Source organism: Streptomyces sp. NPDC006208 (genome assembly GCF_040613775.1).
Taxonomy (GTDB): Bacteria; Actinomycetota; Actinomycetes; order Streptomycetales; family Streptomycetaceae; genus Streptomyces.
This window is the reverse complement of the sequence record NZ_JBEXSW010000020.1, coordinates 1-18,615: the sequence shown is the minus strand read 5'-3', so window position 1 is coordinate 18,615 and position 18,615 is coordinate 1. Positions and strand designations below refer to the sequence as shown.

Sequence of the window (18,615 nt, the reverse complement as noted above, 5' to 3'; positions counted from 1 at the left end):
GCCCGACCGGGGATCCCGGGCCACCCCCGGGGGAATGCAGTACGTACTCCATTGTCCCGCACCGCAACGGCGTTCACGCCCCGGGGGCTCCCTGGGGCCGCCGCCCGAAGGGACGGGGCCGTCGCGGCCGGACCAACCAGGCGCTACTCGGCCACATGGGCGGTGACTCCTTCCCCTCCCGTACCCTCGATCTCATGTCGCTCTACGCCGCGTACGCCGGCAACCTCGACGCGCGGCTGATGTCCCGCCGCGCACCGCACTCACCGCTGCGCGGGACCGGCTGGCTGAACGGCTGGCGGCTGACCTTCGGCGGGGAGCAGATGGGCTGGGAGGGCGCGCTGGCCACGATCGTGGAGGCGCCACGCTCCCAGGTCTTCGTCGCGCTGTACGACATCGCGCCGATGGACGAGGACTCCATGGACCGCTGGGAGGGCGTCGGACTCGACATCTACCGGCGGATGCGGGTCCGGGTGGACACCCTGGACGGCGAGGAGCCGGCCTGGGTGTACGTGCTCAACGCGTACGAGGGCGGACTGCCGTCCGCCCGTTACCTGGGCGAGCTCGCGGACGCGGCGGAGTCGGCGGGCGCACCGCACGACTACGTGATGGAAATGCGCAAGCGCCCCTGCTAGGCCGAGGCCGATGGCCGGGCATCACGGGCCGGCAGCCGCTCAGCGGGACCGGTCGACGCGACCGGCCGCGCCGCCGTCGGAGTCCGGCCGCCCTCACCCCGCGTGACACCCGGCAGCGCCCCGCCGGGCATCACGCCCCGCGGACATTCGTGGGAAACGACAAGGCAACGATCCGGAGACCGTGAGGCTCGTCATCTACGCGCGTAGGGGCGGACGGGTTACCCTCGTCCGCGTGAACGCTTCTGTGAATCCGGACCTCGTCGGCGCTCTCGCCGACCCCCATGCCGTGGCCGACGCCGCCGCTGCGCGTCTGCGCGAGCTGACTGGCACCGAGACCCATGACGTCGCACTTGTGATGGGCTCCGGCTGGGCACCGGCCGCCGACGCGCTCGGTGCGCCCGAGGCCGAGTTCCCGGTCACCGAGCTGCCCGGCTTCCCGCCGCCGGCGGTCGAGGGCCACGGCGGCAAGGTCCGCTCCTACCGTATCGGCGACAAGCGCGCCCTGGTCTTCCTCGGCCGCACGCACTTCTACGAGGGCCGCGGCGTCTCCGCCGTCGCCCATGGTGTGCGCACCGCGGTGGCCGCGGGATGCAAGACCATCGTCCTGACGAACGGCTGCGGCGGTCTGCGCGAGGGCATGCGCCCCGGTCAGCCCGTGCTGATCAGCGACCACATCAACCTGACGGCCGCCTCGCCGATCATCGGTGCGAACTTCGTGGACCTCACGGACCTGTACTCGCCGCGGCTGCGCGCGCTGTGCAAGGAGGTGGACGAGACCCTCGAGGAGGGTGTGTACGTCCAGTTCCCCGGCCCGCACTACGAGACCCCGGCCGAGATCAACATGGTCCGTGTCATGGGCGGCGACCTCGTCGGCATGTCCACGGTCCTGGAGGCCATCGCCGCGCGTGAGGCCGGTGCCGAGGTGCTCGGCATCTCCCTGGTCACCAACCTGGCGGCGGGCTTGTCCGGCGAGCCTCTCAACCACGAGGAAGTCCTCCAGGCCGGCCGTGACTCCGCGGCCCGCATGGGCGAGCTCCTGACCCGGGTTCTGGCCCGCCTCTGACGGGCAGGCGTCCCGGGGGCTCCGGCCCTGGGCCGCCCTGCGGGGGTGACGCGCGGCTGCCCCCGCGGTCGTCGGCCCCGCTGTCGGCCGCCACCCGGCCCCGGCGGGGCCCGCCCGCTCCCCGCTCCTGGCACGAACGGGCCGCCACAGGTCTTCTCGCACGGCTGGCCGGTGCCCCGGCCGGGCGCGCATCCGCGTCCGGGACGGGGTGCCCGGCCCTTGGTGCTGCACACGGAGCGGCACCCCGCGGGCTCCCGGCGAGCGGGCCTGCGGCAGGCGTGCCCCCAGCACATCCGAGCCGGCCCGGACGAGCCGGCTCGGCAGGCGAGCGGGCCGGCGGGCCGGGCCTTGGCGCGCACGCGCCGCCCGGCCCGCGCTCGGCCCGCAAGGGCAGCGAAGGCTGTATGCACAGCGCGGTGGACGGCCCTGCGGCGCGGGGCCGGAAACAGTTGGGCACGCGGTCGTCGCCGCGCAGACTCGACGTAATCACACACGAGAGGCGGACCAACCGTGCAGCAGGACCTCATCGCGCGGGCCAACGCGTGGCTGGCGGAGGACCCGGACAGCGAGACCCGGGACGAACTGGGCAAGCTCATCGAGGCGCAGGACCTCGACGAACTGGCCTCGCGCTTCAGCGGGACGCTCCAGTTCGGCACGGCCGGGCTGCGCGGGGAACTCGGGGCCGGCCCGATGCGGATGAACCGGGCCGTGGTCATCCGGGCCGCCGCGGGTCTCGCCGCGTACCTCAGGGCCAAGGGCCAGGGCGACGGTCTCGTCGTCATCGGCTACGACGCCCGGTACAAGTCCGCCGACTTCGCGCGCGACACCGCCGCCGTCATGGTCGCCGCGGGGCTGCGCGCCGCCGTACTGCCCCGTCCGCTGCCGACCCCCGTACTCGCCTTCGCCATAAGGCAGTTGGGCGCTGTCGCCGGTGTCGAAGTGACAGCGAGCCACAACCCGCCGCGCGACAACGGCTACAAGGTCTACCTGGGCGACGGCTCGCAGATCGTGCCGCCCGCCGACGCGGAGATCGCCGCCGAGATCGGCGCGATCCTCAGCCTCGACGACGTACCGCGCGCCGACGAGGGCTGGGACACGCTCGGCGACGAGGTCGTGAACGCCTATCTGGAGCGTACGGACGCAGTCCTGACCGCCGGTTCGCCGCGGACCGTGCGTACCGTCTACACGGCCATGCACGGCGTCGGCCGGGACGTCGTCCTCGCGGCGTTCGAGCGCGCCGGGTTCCCCGCCCCCACCCTGGTGCAGGAGCAGGCCGAGCCCGACCCCGCCTTCCCGACCGTCGCGTTCCCCAATCCCGAGGAGCCGGGCGCGATGGACCTGGCCTTCGAGACCGCCCGCCGGGTCCGGCCGGACGTCGTCATCGCCAACGACCCGGACGCGGACCGCTGCGCCGTCGCCGTGCCCGACGACAGCGCCGAGGGCGGCTGGCGAATGCTGCGCGGCGACGAGGTCGGCGCTCTGCTCGCGGAGCACCTGGTGCACAAGGGCGCGCGCGGCACGTTCGCCGAGTCGATCGTGTCCTCGTCCCTGCTGGGGCGGATCGCGGAGGCGGCGAGGCTGCCGTACGAGGAGACCCTGACCGGTTTCAAGTGGATCGCCCGTGTCGAGGGTCTGCGCTACGGCTACGAGGAGGCGCTCGGCTACTGCGTCGACCCCGAGGGCGTACGCGACAAGGACGGCATCACCGCCGCGCTGCTCGTCGCGGAGCTGGTCTCGGAGCTGAAGGAGCAGGGCCGTACGCTCGCCGATCTGCTCGACGACCTGGCCGTGGCGCACGGGCTGCACGCCACCGACCAGTTGTCGGTGCGCGTCGAGGACCTGGGCATCATCGCCGACGCGATGCGGGCGCTGCGGGAGCAGCCGCCGGCGCTGCTCGCGGGGCTGCACGTCACGAGCGCCGAGGATCTGAGCCTCGGCACGGACAAGCTGCCGCCGACGGACGGTCTGCGCTACTACCTCGACGGCGAGTTCAAGGCCCGTGTCATCGTCCGGCCGAGCGGCACCGAGCCCAAGCTCAAGTGCTACCTGGAGGTCGTGGTGCCGGTCGCCGGCGCGAGCGAGCTGGGCTCGGCCCGGAGCCGGGCGGCCGAGGTGCTGGCCGGCATCAAGCGGGATCTGGCGGCGGCCGCGGGCATCTGACCCTCGGAACCGGCTCCTGGCCTCGTGCGCGGGCGTACGCGCCCCGCGCACGAGGCTGCCGGCCAGTGCACGAGGCGAGCGTGCGGTTCCCCTGGCGGGTGCGTCCCGGCCGGCGTCACACCGCGAGCAGGACCGCCAGCAGCACGACGCCGGCCGCGGCCGGTGCCAGCAGTTCGTACGCCCAGCGGATCTGCGGCTCCCCCGGTGATCCGGGCTGCGCCGCATGGCGCTCGGCCAGCTCCCGCAGGTCGGCGATGGTCCGGTCGGCCGGTGCCATCCGCGCCTTGGCGTCGTCGACGTCGGCGTGCACCGAGGTCGTGCCGTGCGGGTCCTCGATCGCCGCCCGTGTCTGACGCCGCGCCGCGCTCTTGCGCTGGCGCAGCGAGACGGGGATCGCCCAGAGCTGGTACTTCTTGCCCGTCTCGGTGAAGAGCTCGCTCGAGTACCCGGCCCGCACGTCGGCGACAGCCGCCCAGGGCAGGGTGATCGTCCGGAACGGGTTCCTGATCCGGATCCGCTCGTCGTCCACGAAGACGGCGGGCCGCAGAGTGAGCATCACGATCAGCGGCAGGAGCAGCAGTGCCGCGGCGAGCGCCAACCACGGCGTACGCCCCTCGCCCTGCACGACCGCGTCGACGACGATCCAGGCCGTGAGCACGAGCAGCAGCCCCCCGCCCACCATGCCGCCGGACGAACGGAAGACCCGCTGGGCGGTGGTGGACTCGGCGGGCGGCTGGGGGCTCGTCATGTGTCCGATTCTGCCGTACGTCCCGGTGAGGCTCCTGGCGTGGGTGGACAGGGCGGCAGCCCGCGGCTTGTGTCCGTTTTGGTATCTCTTTTCGAGCAGCCCCCCTGTACAGGCCGCTACGCGCGTAGATATGCTCATCTGGTGACCATGCCCAGCACCGCACCTGCATTCGCCGACGTAACCACGTCCGACAGCGCACTGCGCCGCTATCTGCACGGGCTGCCCGGCGTCGATCCGGTCGGCCTGGAAGCGCGCGCCGCGTCTCTCGGCACCCGCTCGATCAAGACCACGGCGAAGGCGTACGCCATCGACCTGGCCATCTCGATGATCGACCTGACGACGCTGGAAGGCGCGGACACCCCGGGCAAGGTCCGGGCGCTCGCCGCCAAGGCCGTCCGTCCCGATCCGACCGACCGTACGACCCCGACGACCGCGGCGGTCTGCGTCTACCCCGACATGGTGGCCACCGCGAAGGAGGCCCTGAAGGGCTCCGGCGTCAAGGTCGCCTCCGTCGCCACCGCCTTCCCGGCCGGCCGCGCGGCGCTCGACGTGAAGCTCGCGGACACCCGTGACGCCGTCGCCGCCGGGGCCGACGAGATCGACATGGTGATCGACCGCGGCGCCTTCCTGGCCGGCAGATACCTGAAGGTGTTCGAGGAGATCCGCGCCGTGAGGGAGGCCTCGGGCCCGGCCCGGCTCAAGGTCATCTTCGAGACCGGCGAGCTCTCCACGTACGACAACATCCGCCGCGCGTCCTGGCTCGGCATGATCGCCGGCGCCGACTTCATCAAGACCTCGACCGGCAAGGTCGCGGTCAACGCCACCCCGGCGAACACCCTGCTGATGCTGGAAGCCGTCCGCGACTTCCGGGAGCAGACTGGAGTACAGGTAGGCGTGAAGCCCGCCGGAGGCATCCGCACCAGCAAGGACGCGATCAAGTTCCTGGTGCTGGTGAACGAGACCGTCGGCGCGGACTGGCTGGACAACCACTGGTTCCGGTTCGGCGCCTCCAGCCTGCTGAACGACCTGCTGATGCAGCGCCAGAAGCTGGCGACCGGCCGGTACTCCGGTCCTGATTACGTGACGGTGGACTGAGCAGAGATGACCATGTCTTTCGAATACGCACCCGCACCCGAGTCGCGCTCCGTCGTCGACATCGCCCCGTCCTACGGCCTCTTCATCGACGGCGAGTTCACCGAGGCCGCCGACGGCAAGGTGTTCAAGACCGTCTCGCCCTCGAGCGAGGAGGTCCTGTCCGAGATCGCGCAGGCCGGCACCGAGGACGTCGACCGCGCCGTGAAGGCCGCCCGCAAGGCGTTCGGGAAGTGGTCGGCGCTGCCGGGCGCGGAGCGTGCGAAGTACCTGTTCCGTATCGCGCGGATCATCCAGGAGCGCTCGCGCGAGCTGGCCGTCCTGGAGACGCTCGACAACGGCAAGCCGATCAAGGAGACCCGCGACGCGGACCTCCCCCTGGTCGCGGCGCACTTCTTCTACTACGCGGGCTGGGCCGACAAGCTCGACCACGCCGGGTTCGGGAGGAATCCCCGGCCGCTGGGCGTGGCCGGACAGGTCATCCCGTGGAACTTCCCGCTGCTGATGCTGGCGTGGAAGATCGCCCCCGCCCTCGCCACCGGCAACACGGTCGTGCTCAAGCCCGCCGAGACCACCCCGCTCTCCGCGCTGTTCTTCGCGGACATCTGCCGGCAGGCCGGTCTGCCGAAGGGCGTCGTCAACATCCTTCCCGGCTACGGGGACGCCGGCGCGGCACTCGTCACGCACCCGGACGTCGACAAGGTCGCCTTCACCGGCTCGACCGCGGTGGGCAAGGCGATCGCCCGCGAGATCGCCGGCACCCACAAGAAGGTCACGCTGGAGCTGGGCGGCAAGGGCGCCAACATCGTCTTCGACGACGCCCCCATCGACCAGGCCGTCGAGGGCATCGTCAACGGCATCTTCTTCAACCAGGGCCAGGTCTGCTGCGCGGGCTCGCGCCTGCTGGTCCAGGAGTCGGTCCAGGACGAGCTGCTGGACTCCCTCAAGCGCCGCCTGTCCACGCTGCGCCTGGGCGACCCGCTGGACAAGAACACCGACATCGGCGCGATCAACTCCGAGGAGCAGCTCTCCCGGATCACCTCACTGGTCGAGGCGGGCGAGGCCGAGGGCGCCGAGCGCTGGTCCCCGGCCTGCGAGCTGCCCGCCGCCGGCTACTGGTTCGCCCCGACGCTGTTCACGAACGTCACCCAGGCACACACCATCGCCCGCGACGAGATCTTCGGCCCCGTGCTGTCCGTGCTGACCTTCCGTACGCCGGACGAGGCGGTCGCCAAGGCCAACAACAGCCAGTACGGCCTGTCGGCCGGCATCTGGACGGAGAAGGGCTCGCGCATCCTGGCGGTCGCGAACAAGCTCCGCGCCGGAGTGGTGTGGGCCAACACGTTCAACAAGTTCGACCCGACCTCGCCGTTCGGCGGTTACAAGGAGTCGGGCTTCGGCCGCGAGGGCGGTCGCCACGGCCTGGAGGCCTATCTCGCCCCGTCGAGCCCGGAGGGCGAGCACTGATGAGCAATGTCGAGCAGCAGCGACTGAGCGTTCTCAAGACCTACAAGCTGTACGTCGGGGGCAAGTTCCCCCGCTCCGAGAGCGGTCGGGTGTACGAGGTGACGGACTCCAAGGGCAAGTGGCTGGCCAACGCTCCCCAGTCGTCCCGCAAGGACGCGCGTGACGCGGTCGTCGCGGCGCGCAAGGCATTCGGCGGCTGGTCGGGCGCGACGGCGTACAACCGCGGCCAGATCCTCTACCGCATCGCCGAGATGCTGGAGGGCCGCAAGAGCCAGTTCGTGCACGAGGTGGCGGACGCGGAGGGCCTGTCCAAGTCCAAGGCCGCCGCGGTCGTGGAGGACGCGATCGACCGCTGGGTCTGGTACGCGGGCTGGACGGACAAGATCGCGCAGGTGGTGGGCGGTGCGAACCCGGTCGCGGGCCCGTACTTCAACCTCTCCACCCCGGAGCCCACCGGCGTCGTGGCGATCCTCGCGCCGCAGGGGTCCTCGTTCCTGGGCCTGGTCTCCGTCGTCGCCCCGGTGATCGCGACCGGCAACACGACCGTGGTGATCGCCAGCGAGAAGTCCCCGCTCCCGGCGCTGTCGCTGGGCGAGGTGCTGGCCACCTCGGACCTGCCCGGCGGCGTGGTCAACGTGCTCTCGGGCGGTACGGCCGAGCTGGCGGCGCCGCTCGCCGCCCACCAGGACGTCAACGGCATCGACCTGACCGGCGCCGACGACGTGCTGGCCAAGGAGCTCGAGGTCGCGGCCGCGGACAACCTCAAGCGGGTCCTTCGTCCACAGGCTGTGGATTTCTCCGCGGCACCGGGCACCCAGCGCCTGACGGCGTTCCTGGAGACGAAGACGGTCTGGCACCCGACCGGCTCGCCCGGCGCGTCCGGCTCGGCGTACTGAGAGCCGCACCCCGTACGAAAGCCCCCACGGTCCCGTCCGGCCGTGGGGGCTTTCCTCATACGTGCCTCATGCCCGCGGTCGCTCGGCTCATCCCGGCAGCAGTCCGCCGACCAGGGGACCGACGACCGGCAGGTCCGCGATCGCCTGGCCCTTCGTCACCTGGTCCGTCACCATCGCCGAGCTCACCGGCTTGAAGTCGGCGACCTGCATGCCCACCGCGTTGTTGAGCGGGTCGACGCCCGTGTTCGCGAGCGGGTCGAGCTGAAGGCGCTTGAGCTGGCCGATCCCACTCACCGAGTTCGTGACCGGACCGGTCAACGCCCCTGTCTGACCGGCTCCTGCGACCGACTCGGCCCCGACCGGTCCGGTCGGCAGCGCGACGGGCAGCGCCGGTGCCGGCGCGGCCTGAGCGGCCGCCGAGCCCGCCCCGAGGGCGGCACCCGCGGCCGCAACGGTCAGACCTGTGCGCAGCAGCGCACGCCGCTTGTTCTTGGAAGCTGCATGACGAGCCATGGATTCCTGCCTTGATGAGTAATCGCAAGCGTACGGACAGTAGTTGAGGTGTGACACTCGATACCAACCGCACCTCAGGGGGGTCCCCTGCGCCGGTCGATGCGTCACACTTGTCTCCCGTGAGTTCCCAACCCATCCCGACCCGCGTCGTCCTGCTCGCGGGCCCTTCCGGATCCGGAAAGTCCTCCCTCGCCGCCCGTACCGGCCTGCCGGTCCTGCGCCTGGACGACTTCTACAAAGAGGGCAACGACCCGACGCTTCCCGTGGTGACGGGCAGCACGGACATCGACTGGGACTCGCCACTGTCCTGGGACGCCGACGCGGCCGTCGCCGCGATAGCCGAGCTGTGCCGTACGGGACGCACGGACGTGCCCGTGTACGACATCGCCACCAGCTCCCGGGTGGACCGGGAGACGCTCGACATCTCCCGTACGCCCCTGTTCGTGGCCGAGGGCATCTTCGCCGCCGAGATCGTGCGGCGCTGCCAGGAACTGGGCCTGCTCGCCGACGCGCTCTGTCTGCGCGGCCGACCGTCGACGACCTTCCGCCGCAGGCTGGCGCGGGATCTGCGCGAGGGCCGCAAATCGGTGCCGTTCCTGCTGCGCCGCGGCTGGCGGCTGATGCGGGCGGAACGCGGCATCGTGGCGCGCCAGACACAGTTGGGCGCGCACCCCTGCGGCAAGCAGGAGGCACTGGGCCGGCTCGCGGACGCGGCGGCGGGACGCTGCGTCATGGCGCGGGCGCCCGAGCCCGCCGCGTAGGTCCTGGTCCGGGCGTCGTCACCGTGCAGCCCCGTGCGGGCATCGCCGTGGGGCCGACAGGGCCGCCCGGACAGAGCCGTGCCGCCCCGCGCCGGCAGCCGACCCGCGGACATGGGAGTGGGGCCGGACAGAACCCCCCGGCCTGTCCGGCCCCACTCCGTTCTCCCGCGGTGGCCCCCGTTGTCCCCCGTGGGTCCCCCGCTCCCGCCGTCTCCCCCGAAACAGCGGGTCCTGCTTCCCCCGTGCTCCCGCCGTCTCCCCCGAAACGACGGGCCGTGCATCCCCCGTGCTCCCGCCGTCTCCCCCGAAACGACGGGCCGTGCATCCCCCGTGCTCCCGCCGTCTCCCCCGAAACGACGGGCCGTGCTCCCCCGTGCTTCCCCCGTTGCCTTCAGGCCACCAGCTCGCCGAAGGACTCTTCCTCGTCACGGCCGAAGCTGAGGACGTCGTCCTCGCGCAGCCGGCGGAGCGACCGCCAGATGCTCGACTTCACCGTGCCGACACTGATGTCCAGGATCTCCGCGATCTCGGGGTCCGTGCGGCCCTCGTAGTAGCGCAGGACCAGCATCGTCCGCTGGAGTTCGGGGAGCCTGGCAAGCGCCTGCCACAGCACCGCGCGCAGCTCCGTGCCCCGCATCGCGTCGGTGTCGCCCACCGTCTCCGGCAGCTCCTCCGTGGGGTACTCGTTGAGCTTGCGCCGGCGCCAGGCGCTGATGTGCAGATTCGTCATGGTGCGGCGCAGGTAGCCCCCGACCGCCGCCTTGTCGCTGATCCTGTCCCAGGCCCGGTACGTCGAGAACAGCGCGCTCTGCAGCAGGTCCTCTGCCTCGAACCGGTCGCCGGTCAGGTGGTAGGCGGTCGCGTACAGAGAGGCGCGGCGTTCCTGAACGTAGGCGGTGAACTCCGCCTCCGACGGGGCCGACCGCTCCCCCGTTACCTCCCCGTACGCCGCCGTGCTGCCGTCGGCAGCCGCGTCAACCACCGTCATGTACGACGGCTTGTGCTGACGCCCGGCGCTGCGAACGCACCCCCGCCCGTTCACAGCGCCGGACTTCTCCGCGCTCCGCGTGCCGTGGAGACGCGTGACAACTGCGCCTGATGTGCTGCTGTGCAGTGCGTTCATCTCGCGCCCCCCGTCGAGTGGAGTCTGCTTCGTCCGTGTGACAAGAAGCTTGCCCCGGCAGTTTCATCGCGCTGTCCGCCGACTGTCACAGGCGCGTCACAGCACTTCCGGCTCTTCCGGGACGTCCTCCGGGTCGAACTGGGGCTCCCCCATACGCCAGAATGACCTCTGTGCCTTTCCTGTTGCTGATCGAGGACGACGACGCCATCCGCACGGCCCTCGAACTCTCCCTGTCACGCCAGGGCCACCGTGTGGCCACCGCGGCGACGGGCGAGGACGGCCTGAAGCTACTGCGCGAGCAGCGGCCGGATCTGATCGTGCTGGACGTAATGCTGCCCGGGATCGACGGCTTCGAGGTGTGCCGGCGTATCAGGCGCACGGACCAGCTGCCGATCATCCTGCTGACCGCACGCAGCGATGACATCGATGTTGTGGTGGGTCTGGAGTCGGGCGCGGACGACTATGTCGTCAAGCCGGTGCAGGGCCGGGTGCTCGACGCCCGCATCCGCGCCGTACTGCGCCGCGGTGAGCGCGAGTCCACGGACTCGGCCACCTTCGGCTCCCTGATGATCGACCGCTCCGCGATGACGGTCACCAAGAACGGAGAGGATCTGCAGCTCACACCGACCGAGCTGCGGCTGCTGCTGGAGCTGAGCCGGCGGCCCGGACAGGCGCTGTCACGCCAGCAACTTCTGCGGCTGGTGTGGGAGCACGACTACCTCGGTGACTCGCGCCTGGTCGACGCGTGCGTGCAGCGGCTGCGGGCGAAGGTGGAGGACGTACCGTCCTCGCCGACCCTGATCCGTACGGTGCGTGGTGTCGGCTACCGGCTGGACGTTCCGCAGTGACCGATCTGCAATCCGGTCGGACAACCGCAAAGCGCGGCCTGGTCGCACCGCTTCGCTGGACCAGCCTGCGGCTGCGCCTCGTGGTGGTCTTCGCCCTGGTCGCGCTGACAGCCGCGGTCTCGGCCTCCGGTATCGCGTACTGGCTCAACCGCGAGGCGGTGCTCACCCGTACCCAGGACGCCGCGCTGGGGGACTTCCGGCAGGCGATGCAGAGCCGGGCCGCCACGCTGCCGCTGCGGCCCACACAGACCGAACTGCAGTCGACCGCCGAGGACATGGCGGACGGCAACGACGGCTACAGCGTGCTGCTGATCGGTGAGCGCGCCGAGGGCAAGCCGATCGTCGGCGCGTCCGACCCCGATGTCTTCACGCTCGACGACGTGCCCGGCGCGCTGCAGGAGGCGGTGAACGAACGCCAGGAGGTCACGCCCGGCAACTCCGCCGAGTACCACCTGTTCTGGCAGCGCACCGAGCGTGACGGCAGGCCGTACCTGGTCGGCGGCTCCCGGATCGTCGGCGGCGGGCCGACCGGCTACCTCTTCAAGTCGCTCGACCAGGAACGGCAGGACCTCAACTCGCTCGCCTGGTCGCTGGGCATCGCCACCCTGCTGGCGCTGGTCGGCTCGGCGCTGCTGGCGCAAGCCGCCGCCACCACGGTGCTGAAGCCGGTGCACCGGCTGGGCGAGGCGGCCAGGCAGCTCGGCGAGGGCAAGCTCGACACCCGGCTGCGGGTCTCCGGCACCGACGAACTCGCCGAGCTGGCACGGACCTTCAACAAGACGGCCGAGTCGCTGGAGAAGAAGGTCGCGGACATGAGCGCGCGGGAGGAGTCCAGCCGCCGCTTCGTCGCCGACATGTCGCACGAGCTGCGCACCCCGCTGACCGCGCTCACCGCCGTGACCGAGGTGCTGGAGGAGGAGGCCGACAGCCTCGATCCGATGATCGCGCCCGCCGTGAACCTGGTGGTGAGCGAGACACGGCGGCTGGGCGACCTGGTGGAGAACCTGATGGAGGTGACCCGCTTCGACGCGGGCACCGCCCGGCTGGTCCTCGACAACGTCGACGTCGCCGACCAGGTCACCGCCTGTATCGACGCGCGTGCCTGGCTGGACGCCGTCGAACTGGACGCCGAGCGCGGGATCATGGCGCGCCTGGACCCCCGCCGGCTGGACGTCATCCTCGCCAACCTGATCGGCAATGCGCTCAAGCACGGCGGTTCACCGGTACGGGTGTCGGTACGCCCCTTCGACGACGAGCTGCTGATCGAGGTGCGCGACCACGGGCCCGGTATCCCCGAGGAGGTGCTGCCGCATGTCTTCGACCGGTTCTACAAGGCGAGCGCCTCGCGGCCGCGCTCCGAAGGCAGCGGACTCGGCCTGTCCATCGCGGTGGAGAACGCCCATATCCACGGCGGCGACATCACGGCGGCGAACTCGCCGGACGGCGACGGTGCGGTGTTCGTCCTGCGGCTGCCGCGCGACGCCTCGTCGCTGACGGACTCTGACAGAAGCGACAGCGACCGGGGAGAGGAAGGCGCGCAGTGACGGCGAAGGGCCGTAGGCGTAACGCACGGACGGCGGCCGCGCTGACCACGGTGGCGGGTGTCCTCGCCCTCGCCGGGTGCGGGATCAGGACCACGACGCCGGTCGACGCCGGGGCCGCGCCCTCTCGGGTCCCGTGCGAGGTGTCCGAGGGGCCCATCACCCCGCAGGCGCAGCAGGAGGGCGTCCCGGTACGCGTCTATCTGGTGTGCGCCTCACAGCTGGAGCCCGTGGAGCGTACGGCGAGGATCACGGAGGAGAGGGCCGTCGACGACAGGATCGAGTTCGCGCAGGCTCTGCTGGACGAGCTCCAGGAGGAACCGTCGTCCTCGGAGAAGGAGGCAGGTCTGGCCACCTTCCTGCGCGGGCCGCTGGTCGTCGGTGCGGGACGGAAGGGCGATCCCGCCGGGACTCTGCGGCTGAGCCGGCAGCCGGAGGACCTTCCGTCGGCCGCGCTGGCGCAGATCGTGTGCACGCTGGCGGAGAACAGCGCCGCGGTGAGGGACGGTGCCGCGGTGAGGGACGGTGCCGTGGTGCTGGCCGGGCCCGGCAACTACGCGCCGCGGGCGTATGTGTGCACGGTCGGGACGAAGGAGCGGCCGGAGGGCACGGTGCCCACGGTCGGCCCGCTGCCCGAGCCCTCGAAGTCGTAGCCCGCTCGTCGCCCGCTCCTGGCGCGCGGGAGCCGGTCTGCCGCCGTTCGGGGAACGGACGGAACCGATCCCCGCGATACATGCGTCTTGGGGGGCGTGCAGCGTCAAGGTTCGGGCGGCAGTGCCGCCATCCGCTTCCGCGCGGCGGGGGTTGTTCTCCTCCTCGCCCATCTGCTGCTGGTCGCATGGCTGACGCTGCGCCCGCTCGACGTGCTGTGGGTGACCGCCGCGAATCTCGAACCGTTCGCCGGGATCAAGGCGTCTCTTGCGCTCGGGCCGGTCGAGGCGGCGCGCCATATCGGTGAGGGCCTGCTGCTGCTGGCCCCCCTCGGCATACTGCTGCCGGTCGCGGGCGGCCGGCTGGATGTCTCGCCGCTGGCCTCGCTGACCCGTACGGTCGCGGCCGCGGTGCTGCTGTCCTTGGGTATCGAGCTGCTGCAGACCGGGGTGCCCGGCCAGGTCGTCGACATCGACTCGCTGTTGCTGAACGCGGCCGGTGTGGCGCTGGCCCATCTGGCGGTCGTGCCCGCCGGCCGGGCGCGGCTGCGGCGGCGGCCGCTGGGTTCCGGGGCCCGGTCCGCCCATGGGGACCACCATTCCGCGCCCCTGCTGCGGGACGAGGTGTCTCAGGGGCCGACCCCGACGATTCCCAGGGTCGGTATCGCCCCGTAGAGCGACGCTTTGCCCCCTGTTGCCCGGCCACCATGGTGATGTCGGGAGCACAGCCGAGAGGCTCCCGCGAACAGTTCGCGAAGGAGCCCACCATGGCCGCACTTGCCCGCCCCCGTGACGGACGAATGATCGGCGGAGTGTGTTCAGCGCTGGCACGGCGCTTCGGCACATCCGCGACGACGATGCGTGTGATCTTCCTGGTCTCGTGTCTGCTGCCGGGCCCGCAGTTCCTGCTCTACCTGGCGCTGTGGGCACTGCTGCCGTCGGAGAAGACCGCCACCGCCGCCTGGTGACCAGCCGCGGCGGGACCGGGTCCCTGGGGCAGGTCCGGGCCCCGGTCAGGTCCAGGTCCGGTCCGGGGCGATCAGCCGGCCAGCGCCCGGGCGACCTTCGCCAGCTGCTTGTCGGCCACCTGCTGAGGGACCCGCGGCGGCGTACGCCGTGCGAGGTCGAAGGCCATGAAGCGCGCCACGGTGGCCCCCTTGCGTACGACGACCAGATGGACGGGGGACCTGAGGCCCTCATTGGTGGCGACAGCGGTCCAGCTGACGGTCTCGTCCGCGCCGCGGACGGTGAAGGGCGTCGTTCTGATGCCGTCGTAGTCGGCGGCCCGGTCGTCCAGCGACGCGGAGAAGCCCGCGCGGCATGCCTCGAGGGCCGAGCCGAGCCCGGTCATCAGCCGCTCGGCATCGCTCTCGCGGTACGAACTCACCGATACGGACACGGCGAGGCCGAGGTTCTCCAGCGAGCCGAGACCGCGGTTGACGGTGCGGGTGGCCTGCGCGTTCGGCTCGTCGCCCATGGCGTCGGCGAGCGGCTGGCACTTCTTCTGGTCCGCGGTGGGCTGCCCGGTGGGCGCGAGCGGGCTGCGCTCGGACGACACCTGGAACTTCGGCAGATCGCCGGTGGCGATGGCGGCCCGCTCCAGCTGAGGCGCGGTGAGCGGTACGGACGGGTCACCGCCGGTGCCGCCGTTCCCGCTGCCGCCGTCACCGGCGGCCTCGCCCGGGGCCGTACTCCCGCCCGTACCGGCACCCGCGCTCGCGCCGGTGCTCGCGTTCTTGTCGCTGTCGCCGCCGCTGCTCGTACAGGCGGTGAGCGACAGCAGGACACAGGCGGCGGTGACGGTGACGGACCGTGCGGAAGTCTTGACTTGCATGGCCGCGATCCTGGCACACACGCCGTGGGGCGCACACCCGATTCGGGTGTGCGCCCCACGCGTTGACGTACGAAGCCGGTACATCAGCACTGGTGTGCCGGTACGTCAGCATGTGCGAGCCGGTGTGTCAGCCCAGGCCGGGCAGCAGCCCGCCGCCGATCGGCAAGCCCCCGAGCAGACCCGTGACCGGGGCCAGGCCGTCGGCGGGCAGCGCCTTGGCCGCGGACTGCTGGGCAGCGGGCAGCTTCTTGGCCGCGGACTGCTGGGCAGCGGCGGCAGTGCGGGCGGTGTCGACGGCGCCGAGCGCCGTCCGGCCGCCGGCCAGGGACGTGGCGGCGCCGGCCGGGAGCTTGTCGACGGCCTCCTGGACCGGGGCGGCGTTCGTGACCGTGTCCAGCGCGCCGGTGCCGGCAGCGAGGTCGGGCAGGGCGGCGGCGGAAGAGGTGCCGGCGGCGGCAGCGGCGAAGGCGGCGCCGAGAGCGGCGACACCGAGGGTCTTGGCAGCAGACTGCTTCATCAGGAGGAGTCCTCGGGAGAGGGGAACATGAGCGGCTCTGCAAGCTAGCCAGCGTCGCACACCGGCCGCAAACACCGCGAAGCAGCCGGAAGTTGCATGCCCGGCTGCTTCGGTGTAGGCGTCACACAGGTGTTGTTCAGCTCTCGCCGGCCCCGGGATTCCCGGTCGTCGCGGTCTGCCTGAACAACCATTCGGACCTCAGCTCGGCATAGCCGGGCTTGATCACCTCGTTGATCATCGCCAGTCGTTCATCGAAAGGAATGAACGCCGACTTCATCGCATTGACGGTGAACCACTGCATGTCGTCGAGCGTGTATCCGAAGGTCTCGGTCAACAGCTCGAATTCACGCGACATGCTCGTCCCGCTCATCAGCCGGTTGTCCGTGTTGACCGTGGTCCTGAAGTGCAGTTTGCGCAGCAGGCCGATGGGGTGCTCGGCATACGAAGCGGCGGCGCCGGTCTGCAGGTTCGAGGTCGGGCACATCTCCAGGGGAATGCGCTTGTCCCTCACATACGCAGCGAGCCGACCCAGCTTCACGGTGCCGTCGTCGGCCACCTCGATGTCGTCGATGATCCGCACACCGTGGCCCAGCCGGTCGGCACCGCACCACTGGAGCGCCTGCCAGATCGACGGCAGCCCGAAGGCCTCACCGGCGTGGATGGTGAAGTGGTTGTTCTCGCGCTTGAGGTACTCGAAGGCGTCGAGGTGCCGGGTGGGCGGGAAGCCGGCCTCGGCGCCCGCGATGTCGAAGCCCACGACGCCGCTGTCGCGGTAGCGGTTGGCCAGCTCGGCGATCTCCAGGGCGCGGGCCGCATGCCGCATGGCCGTGAGCAGCGCGCCGACCCGGATGCGGTGGCCGCTCTCGCGTGCCCTCCGCTCTCCTTCCCGGAAACCCTCGTTGACCGCCTCGACGACCTGCTCGAGGGTCAGCCCCGCCTCCAGGTGCTGCTCGGGGGCGTAGCGGACCTCGGCGTAGACGACACCGTCCTCGGCGAGGTCCTGGGCGCACTCGGCGGCCACGCGGATCAGGGCCTCGCGGGTCTGCATGACGGCGCAGGTGTGCGCGAAGGTCTCCAGATAGCGCTCCAGCGAGCCGGAGTCAGCGGCCTCGCGGAACCAGATTCCGAGTTTGTCGGGCTCGGTCTCGGGAAGGCGTTCATAGCCCGCGTCGCGGGCGAGTTCGGTGATCGTGCCCGGCCGCAGACCGCCGTCGAGGTGGTCGTGGAGCAGCACCTTCGGGGCACGGCGGATCTGGTCCGTGGTGGGCGAATTGAGGGTCTGGCTCGTCATCTGCGCACTCTAGCCCCTACGCGCGTAGAGCGCGCCATGTCGATACGTAACAGAGACCGTCCGTACGGGTGGAGTACACCCGACCTTCTGAGACTGTTGGGCCATGGCACACGACGCACTGTCCCTGTTCCGGTGGCGGCCGGCGGGGACAGCCGAAGGGTCGGAGACCCGCGGTGACACAACAGTTGCCCGGGGAGGACGCGCAAGCCGTACGCCGACGCAGGCCCGGTTGGGCCGTGTGCCCGGCCGTCCGGGCACCCGCGGCGGGGCGAACACGGCGGTCGGCGCAGTGGTGCTGCTCCTCCCGGACGGCGAGCCGAAGTCGGAGCGCCGCGGCTCGGTACTGACGAGCGGCCGGTCCTTTGCGGGGGTGCTGCCGGTCGGGCGTGCGCTGGCGCGCGCGGGGCGGGAGGACGGACTGCTGGTGCACTCGGTCCACTACCGGGTGCGCGGCTGGAACGGCGAGGACGCCCATCTGGCCGCGGACGCGACGTGGGCGGTGGAGGAGGTCGTACGGCGGTACGGGGATGTTCCCGTATGTCTGGCCGGCCACGGCATGGGCGGCCGCGCCGCCCTGCACGCGGCGGGCCACCCGGCCGTCAACTCCGTGCTGGCGCTGGCCCCCTGGCTGCCGGAGGACCACACGGCCGCGACACCGGAGCCGGTGCGGCAGCTGGCGGGCAGACAGGTACTGATGGTCCACGGCACGAGCGACACGCGCACGGACCCGGAGCTGTCCTACCGACTGGCGGCACGCGCCAAGAAGTCCAACCGCGACACCTGCCGCTTCGAGGTCCACACGGACGGCCATGCGCTGCGCCAGTACCAGGACGAAGTCCTGGCGCTGGCCACGGACTTCGTGCTCGGCTCCCTGTTCACCCGTTCCTACGCCCGCCCGGTGGCCGACGCGCTGGCGGCTCCGCCGCCGCTGGGGCTGCGGATGCCGCTGGCGGCGGGGTTCGGGCGGAGCATGCGGCACTGAGGCCTGACTCGTGAGCGGTCCTGGATCGGGATCTCTCGGGCGGCGCCGGCTGCGGACTCCCCTGTCCTGGGCAGATCCGAGTTCGGGCAACCCGTGGCGGGAACCACGCCGCTCTTGACCGCGTCCGATCATTTCAGTCCGTTGCTGTCGGGAAGCCGATCATGTCAGCATGATCGGCATGGCCGATCACGGGGGCGAAGCAACAAGGCCCGAACTGCGTTCAATACGCGCTGTCTTGACAGATGCACGACCAGCTCCGGCGCCCGGGAGGGTTCGTCCGGGTGTCGCGGCAATCGCTGGGCCCACAACGCGGGTTGAGCAACCGCCGGGTGGTCGCCGCAGGTTTGCGATGTTGCTGGGCGAATCGGCGACGGTCGCGCAGGCCGAGGAGCCGCAGTGGGAGGAGAGCCGCTGATGGGGGATTTCGGAATCATCGGTGACCTCGCAGGCAAGGCGACCGACAAGATCGTCGACGGCGTCGATGCGGGGATCGACAA

The 18,615-nt window shown here is 71.3% G+C and carries 19 protein-coding genes; 13 read left to right on the top strand and 6 right to left on the bottom strand.

Annotated elements, in window-relative coordinates:
* Positions 1-194 precede the first annotated feature (194 nt).
* The 3 genes from ABZ208_RS18035 (at position 195) to ABZ208_RS18025 (ending at position 3,855) form a co-directional block, all read left to right on the top strand.
* The gene (locus ABZ208_RS18035) at positions 195-632 is read left to right on the top strand and encodes a gamma-glutamylcyclotransferase (protein ID WP_328397172.1); all 438 of its coding nucleotides are present in this window, start codon (positions 195-197) and stop codon (positions 630-632) included.
* A 232-nt stretch (positions 633-864) separates the two neighbouring features.
* Positions 865-1,695 (top strand): purine-nucleoside phosphorylase, encoded by an 831-nt coding sequence (locus tag ABZ208_RS18030; protein ID WP_356910438.1) that lies wholly within the window; start codon positions 865-867, stop codon positions 1,693-1,695.
* A 510-nt stretch (positions 1,696-2,205) separates the two neighbouring features.
* Positions 2,206-3,855 carry a phospho-sugar mutase gene (locus ABZ208_RS18025; RefSeq protein ID WP_356910437.1) on the top strand — a complete coding sequence of 550 codons (1,650 nt, stop codon included), beginning with the start codon at positions 2,206-2,208 and terminating at the stop codon, positions 3,853-3,855.
* Positions 3,856-3,970: 115 nt separating this feature from the next.
* Here the strand turns inward: ABZ208_RS18025 and ABZ208_RS18020 are convergent, their stop codons facing one another.
* Positions 3,971-4,603: a PH domain-containing protein gene (locus ABZ208_RS18020; RefSeq protein WP_356910436.1), complete on the bottom strand. Its 633-nt coding sequence runs from the start codon at positions 4,601-4,603 to the stop codon at positions 3,971-3,973.
* Between the two features lie 147 nt (positions 4,604-4,750).
* Between ABZ208_RS18020 and deoC the strand changes: the two genes are divergently transcribed.
* Genes deoC through ABZ208_RS18005 form a run of 3 tightly spaced genes read left to right on the top strand, consistent with a single transcriptional unit; the run spans position 4,751 to position 8,058 of the window.
* Positions 4,751-5,698, top strand: coding sequence for a deoxyribose-phosphate aldolase (deoC, locus tag ABZ208_RS18015; RefSeq protein ID WP_356910535.1), 948 nt, complete (start codon positions 4,751-4,753; stop codon positions 5,696-5,698).
* Positions 5,699-5,704: 6 nt separating this feature from the next.
* Positions 5,705-7,162 carry an aldehyde dehydrogenase family protein gene (locus ABZ208_RS18010; RefSeq protein ID WP_356910435.1) on the top strand — a complete coding sequence of 486 codons (1,458 nt, stop codon included), beginning with the start codon at positions 5,705-5,707 and terminating at the stop codon, positions 7,160-7,162.
* Complete coding sequence (locus ABZ208_RS18005; protein ID WP_356910434.1) at positions 7,162-8,058, top strand: aldehyde dehydrogenase family protein; 897 nt, start codon at positions 7,162-7,164, stop codon at positions 8,056-8,058. Before ABZ208_RS18010 ends, ABZ208_RS18005 begins: the two co-directional genes overlap by 1 nt.
* A gap of 87 nt (positions 8,059-8,145) precedes the next feature.
* On the opposite strand, the gene ABZ208_RS18000 is transcribed toward ABZ208_RS18005, so the two are convergent.
* Positions 8,146-8,571 carry a hypothetical protein gene (locus ABZ208_RS18000; protein WP_356910433.1) on the bottom strand — a complete coding sequence of 142 codons (426 nt, stop codon included), beginning with the start codon at positions 8,569-8,571 and terminating at the stop codon, positions 8,146-8,148.
* A gap of 110 nt (positions 8,572-8,681) precedes the next feature.
* Here ABZ208_RS18000 and ABZ208_RS17995 point away from each other — a divergent pair, with 110 nt between their 5' ends.
* Positions 8,682-9,332 (top strand): uridine kinase, encoded by a 651-nt coding sequence (locus ABZ208_RS17995; RefSeq protein ID WP_356910432.1) that lies wholly within the window; start codon positions 8,682-8,684, stop codon positions 9,330-9,332.
* 391 nt (positions 9,333-9,723) lie between these two features.
* On the opposite strand, the gene ABZ208_RS17990 is transcribed toward ABZ208_RS17995, so the two are convergent.
* Positions 9,724-10,455: a SigE family RNA polymerase sigma factor gene (locus ABZ208_RS17990; protein ID WP_328397187.1), complete on the bottom strand. Its 732-nt coding sequence runs from the start codon at positions 10,453-10,455 to the stop codon at positions 9,724-9,726.
* Positions 10,456-10,625: 170 nt separating this feature from the next.
* Here ABZ208_RS17990 and afsQ1 point away from each other — a divergent pair, with 170 nt between their 5' ends.
* From afsQ1 to ABZ208_RS17965, 5 genes are all read left to right on the top strand, one after another.
* Positions 10,626-11,303 (top strand): two-component system response regulator AfsQ1, encoded by a 678-nt coding sequence (gene afsQ1 / locus ABZ208_RS17985; RefSeq protein WP_208545416.1) that lies wholly within the window; start codon positions 10,626-10,628, stop codon positions 11,301-11,303.
* Positions 11,300-12,847 (top strand): HAMP domain-containing sensor histidine kinase, encoded by a 1,548-nt coding sequence (locus ABZ208_RS17980; protein ID WP_356910431.1) that lies wholly within the window; start codon positions 11,300-11,302, stop codon positions 12,845-12,847. Before afsQ1 ends, ABZ208_RS17980 begins: the two co-directional genes overlap by 4 nt.
* Positions 12,844-13,497 (top strand): hypothetical protein, encoded by a 654-nt coding sequence (locus ABZ208_RS17975; RefSeq protein ID WP_356910430.1) that lies wholly within the window; start codon positions 12,844-12,846, stop codon positions 13,495-13,497. Before ABZ208_RS17980 ends, ABZ208_RS17975 begins: the two co-directional genes overlap by 4 nt.
* 96 nt (positions 13,498-13,593) lie before the next feature.
* Positions 13,594-14,169, top strand: a complete 576-nt coding sequence (locus tag ABZ208_RS17970; RefSeq protein WP_356910429.1) for a VanZ family protein — start codon at positions 13,594-13,596, stop codon at positions 14,167-14,169.
* A 92-nt stretch (positions 14,170-14,261) separates the two neighbouring features.
* Complete coding sequence (locus tag ABZ208_RS17965) at positions 14,262-14,462, top strand: PspC domain-containing protein (protein WP_328397198.1); 201 nt, start codon at positions 14,262-14,264, stop codon at positions 14,460-14,462.
* A 71-nt stretch (positions 14,463-14,533) separates the two neighbouring features.
* Here the strand turns inward: ABZ208_RS17965 and ABZ208_RS17960 are convergent, their stop codons facing one another.
* The 3 genes from ABZ208_RS17960 to ABZ208_RS17950 form a co-directional block, all read right to left on the bottom strand.
* Positions 14,534-15,328: a hypothetical protein gene (locus tag ABZ208_RS17960; protein WP_356910428.1), complete on the bottom strand. Its 795-nt coding sequence runs from the start codon at positions 15,326-15,328 to the stop codon at positions 14,534-14,536.
* Positions 15,329-15,455: 127 nt separating this feature from the next.
* Positions 15,456-15,845: an ATP-binding protein gene (locus ABZ208_RS17955; RefSeq protein WP_356910427.1), complete on the bottom strand. Its 390-nt coding sequence runs from the start codon at positions 15,843-15,845 to the stop codon at positions 15,456-15,458.
* 136 nt (positions 15,846-15,981) lie between these two features.
* Positions 15,982-17,136 (bottom strand): adenosine deaminase, encoded by a 1,155-nt coding sequence (locus ABZ208_RS17950; RefSeq protein WP_356910426.1) that lies wholly within the window; start codon positions 17,134-17,136, stop codon positions 15,982-15,984.
* Positions 17,137-17,425: 289 nt separating this feature from the next.
* On the opposite strand from ABZ208_RS17950, the gene ABZ208_RS17945 reads away from it, so the two are divergent.
* Positions 17,426-18,118 carry an alpha/beta hydrolase gene (locus ABZ208_RS17945; protein ID WP_356910534.1) on the top strand — a complete coding sequence of 231 codons (693 nt, stop codon included), beginning with the start codon at positions 17,426-17,428 and terminating at the stop codon, positions 18,116-18,118.
* The last annotated feature ends 497 nt before the right edge of the window (positions 18,119-18,615 follow it).

Bases quoted from the DNA above. Each gene is read 5' to 3' on its own strand.
- ABZ208_RS18035 (WP_328397172.1), top strand. From the start codon at position 195: ATGTCGCTCTACGCCGCGTACGCCGGCAACCTCGACGCGCGGCTGATG.
- ABZ208_RS18020 (WP_356910436.1), bottom strand. From the start codon at position 4,603: ATGACGAGCCCCCAGCCGCCCGCCGAGTCCACCACCGCCCAGCGGGTC.
- deoC (WP_356910535.1), top strand. From the start codon at position 4,751: ATGCCCAGCACCGCACCTGCATTCGCCGACGTAACCACGTCCGACAGC.
- ABZ208_RS18010 (WP_356910435.1), top strand. From the start codon at position 5,705: ATGACCATGTCTTTCGAATACGCACCCGCACCCGAGTCGCGCTCCGTC.
- ABZ208_RS18005 (WP_356910434.1), top strand. From the start codon at position 7,162: ATGAGCAATGTCGAGCAGCAGCGACTGAGCGTTCTCAAGACCTACAAG.
- ABZ208_RS18000 (WP_356910433.1), bottom strand. From the start codon at position 8,571: ATGGCTCGTCATGCAGCTTCCAAGAACAAGCGGCGTGCGCTGCTGCGC.
- ABZ208_RS17990 (WP_328397187.1), bottom strand. From the start codon at position 10,455: ATGAACGCACTGCACAGCAGCACATCAGGCGCAGTTGTCACGCGTCTC.
- ABZ208_RS17965 (WP_328397198.1), top strand. From the start codon at position 14,262: ATGGCCGCACTTGCCCGCCCCCGTGACGGACGAATGATCGGCGGAGTG.
- ABZ208_RS17960 (WP_356910428.1), bottom strand. From the start codon at position 15,328: ATGCAAGTCAAGACTTCCGCACGGTCCGTCACCGTCACCGCCGCCTGT.
- ABZ208_RS17955 (WP_356910427.1), bottom strand. From the start codon at position 15,845: ATGAAGCAGTCTGCTGCCAAGACCCTCGGTGTCGCCGCTCTCGGCGCC.
- ABZ208_RS17950 (WP_356910426.1), bottom strand. From the start codon at position 17,136: ATGACGAGCCAGACCCTCAATTCGCCCACCACGGACCAGATCCGCCGT.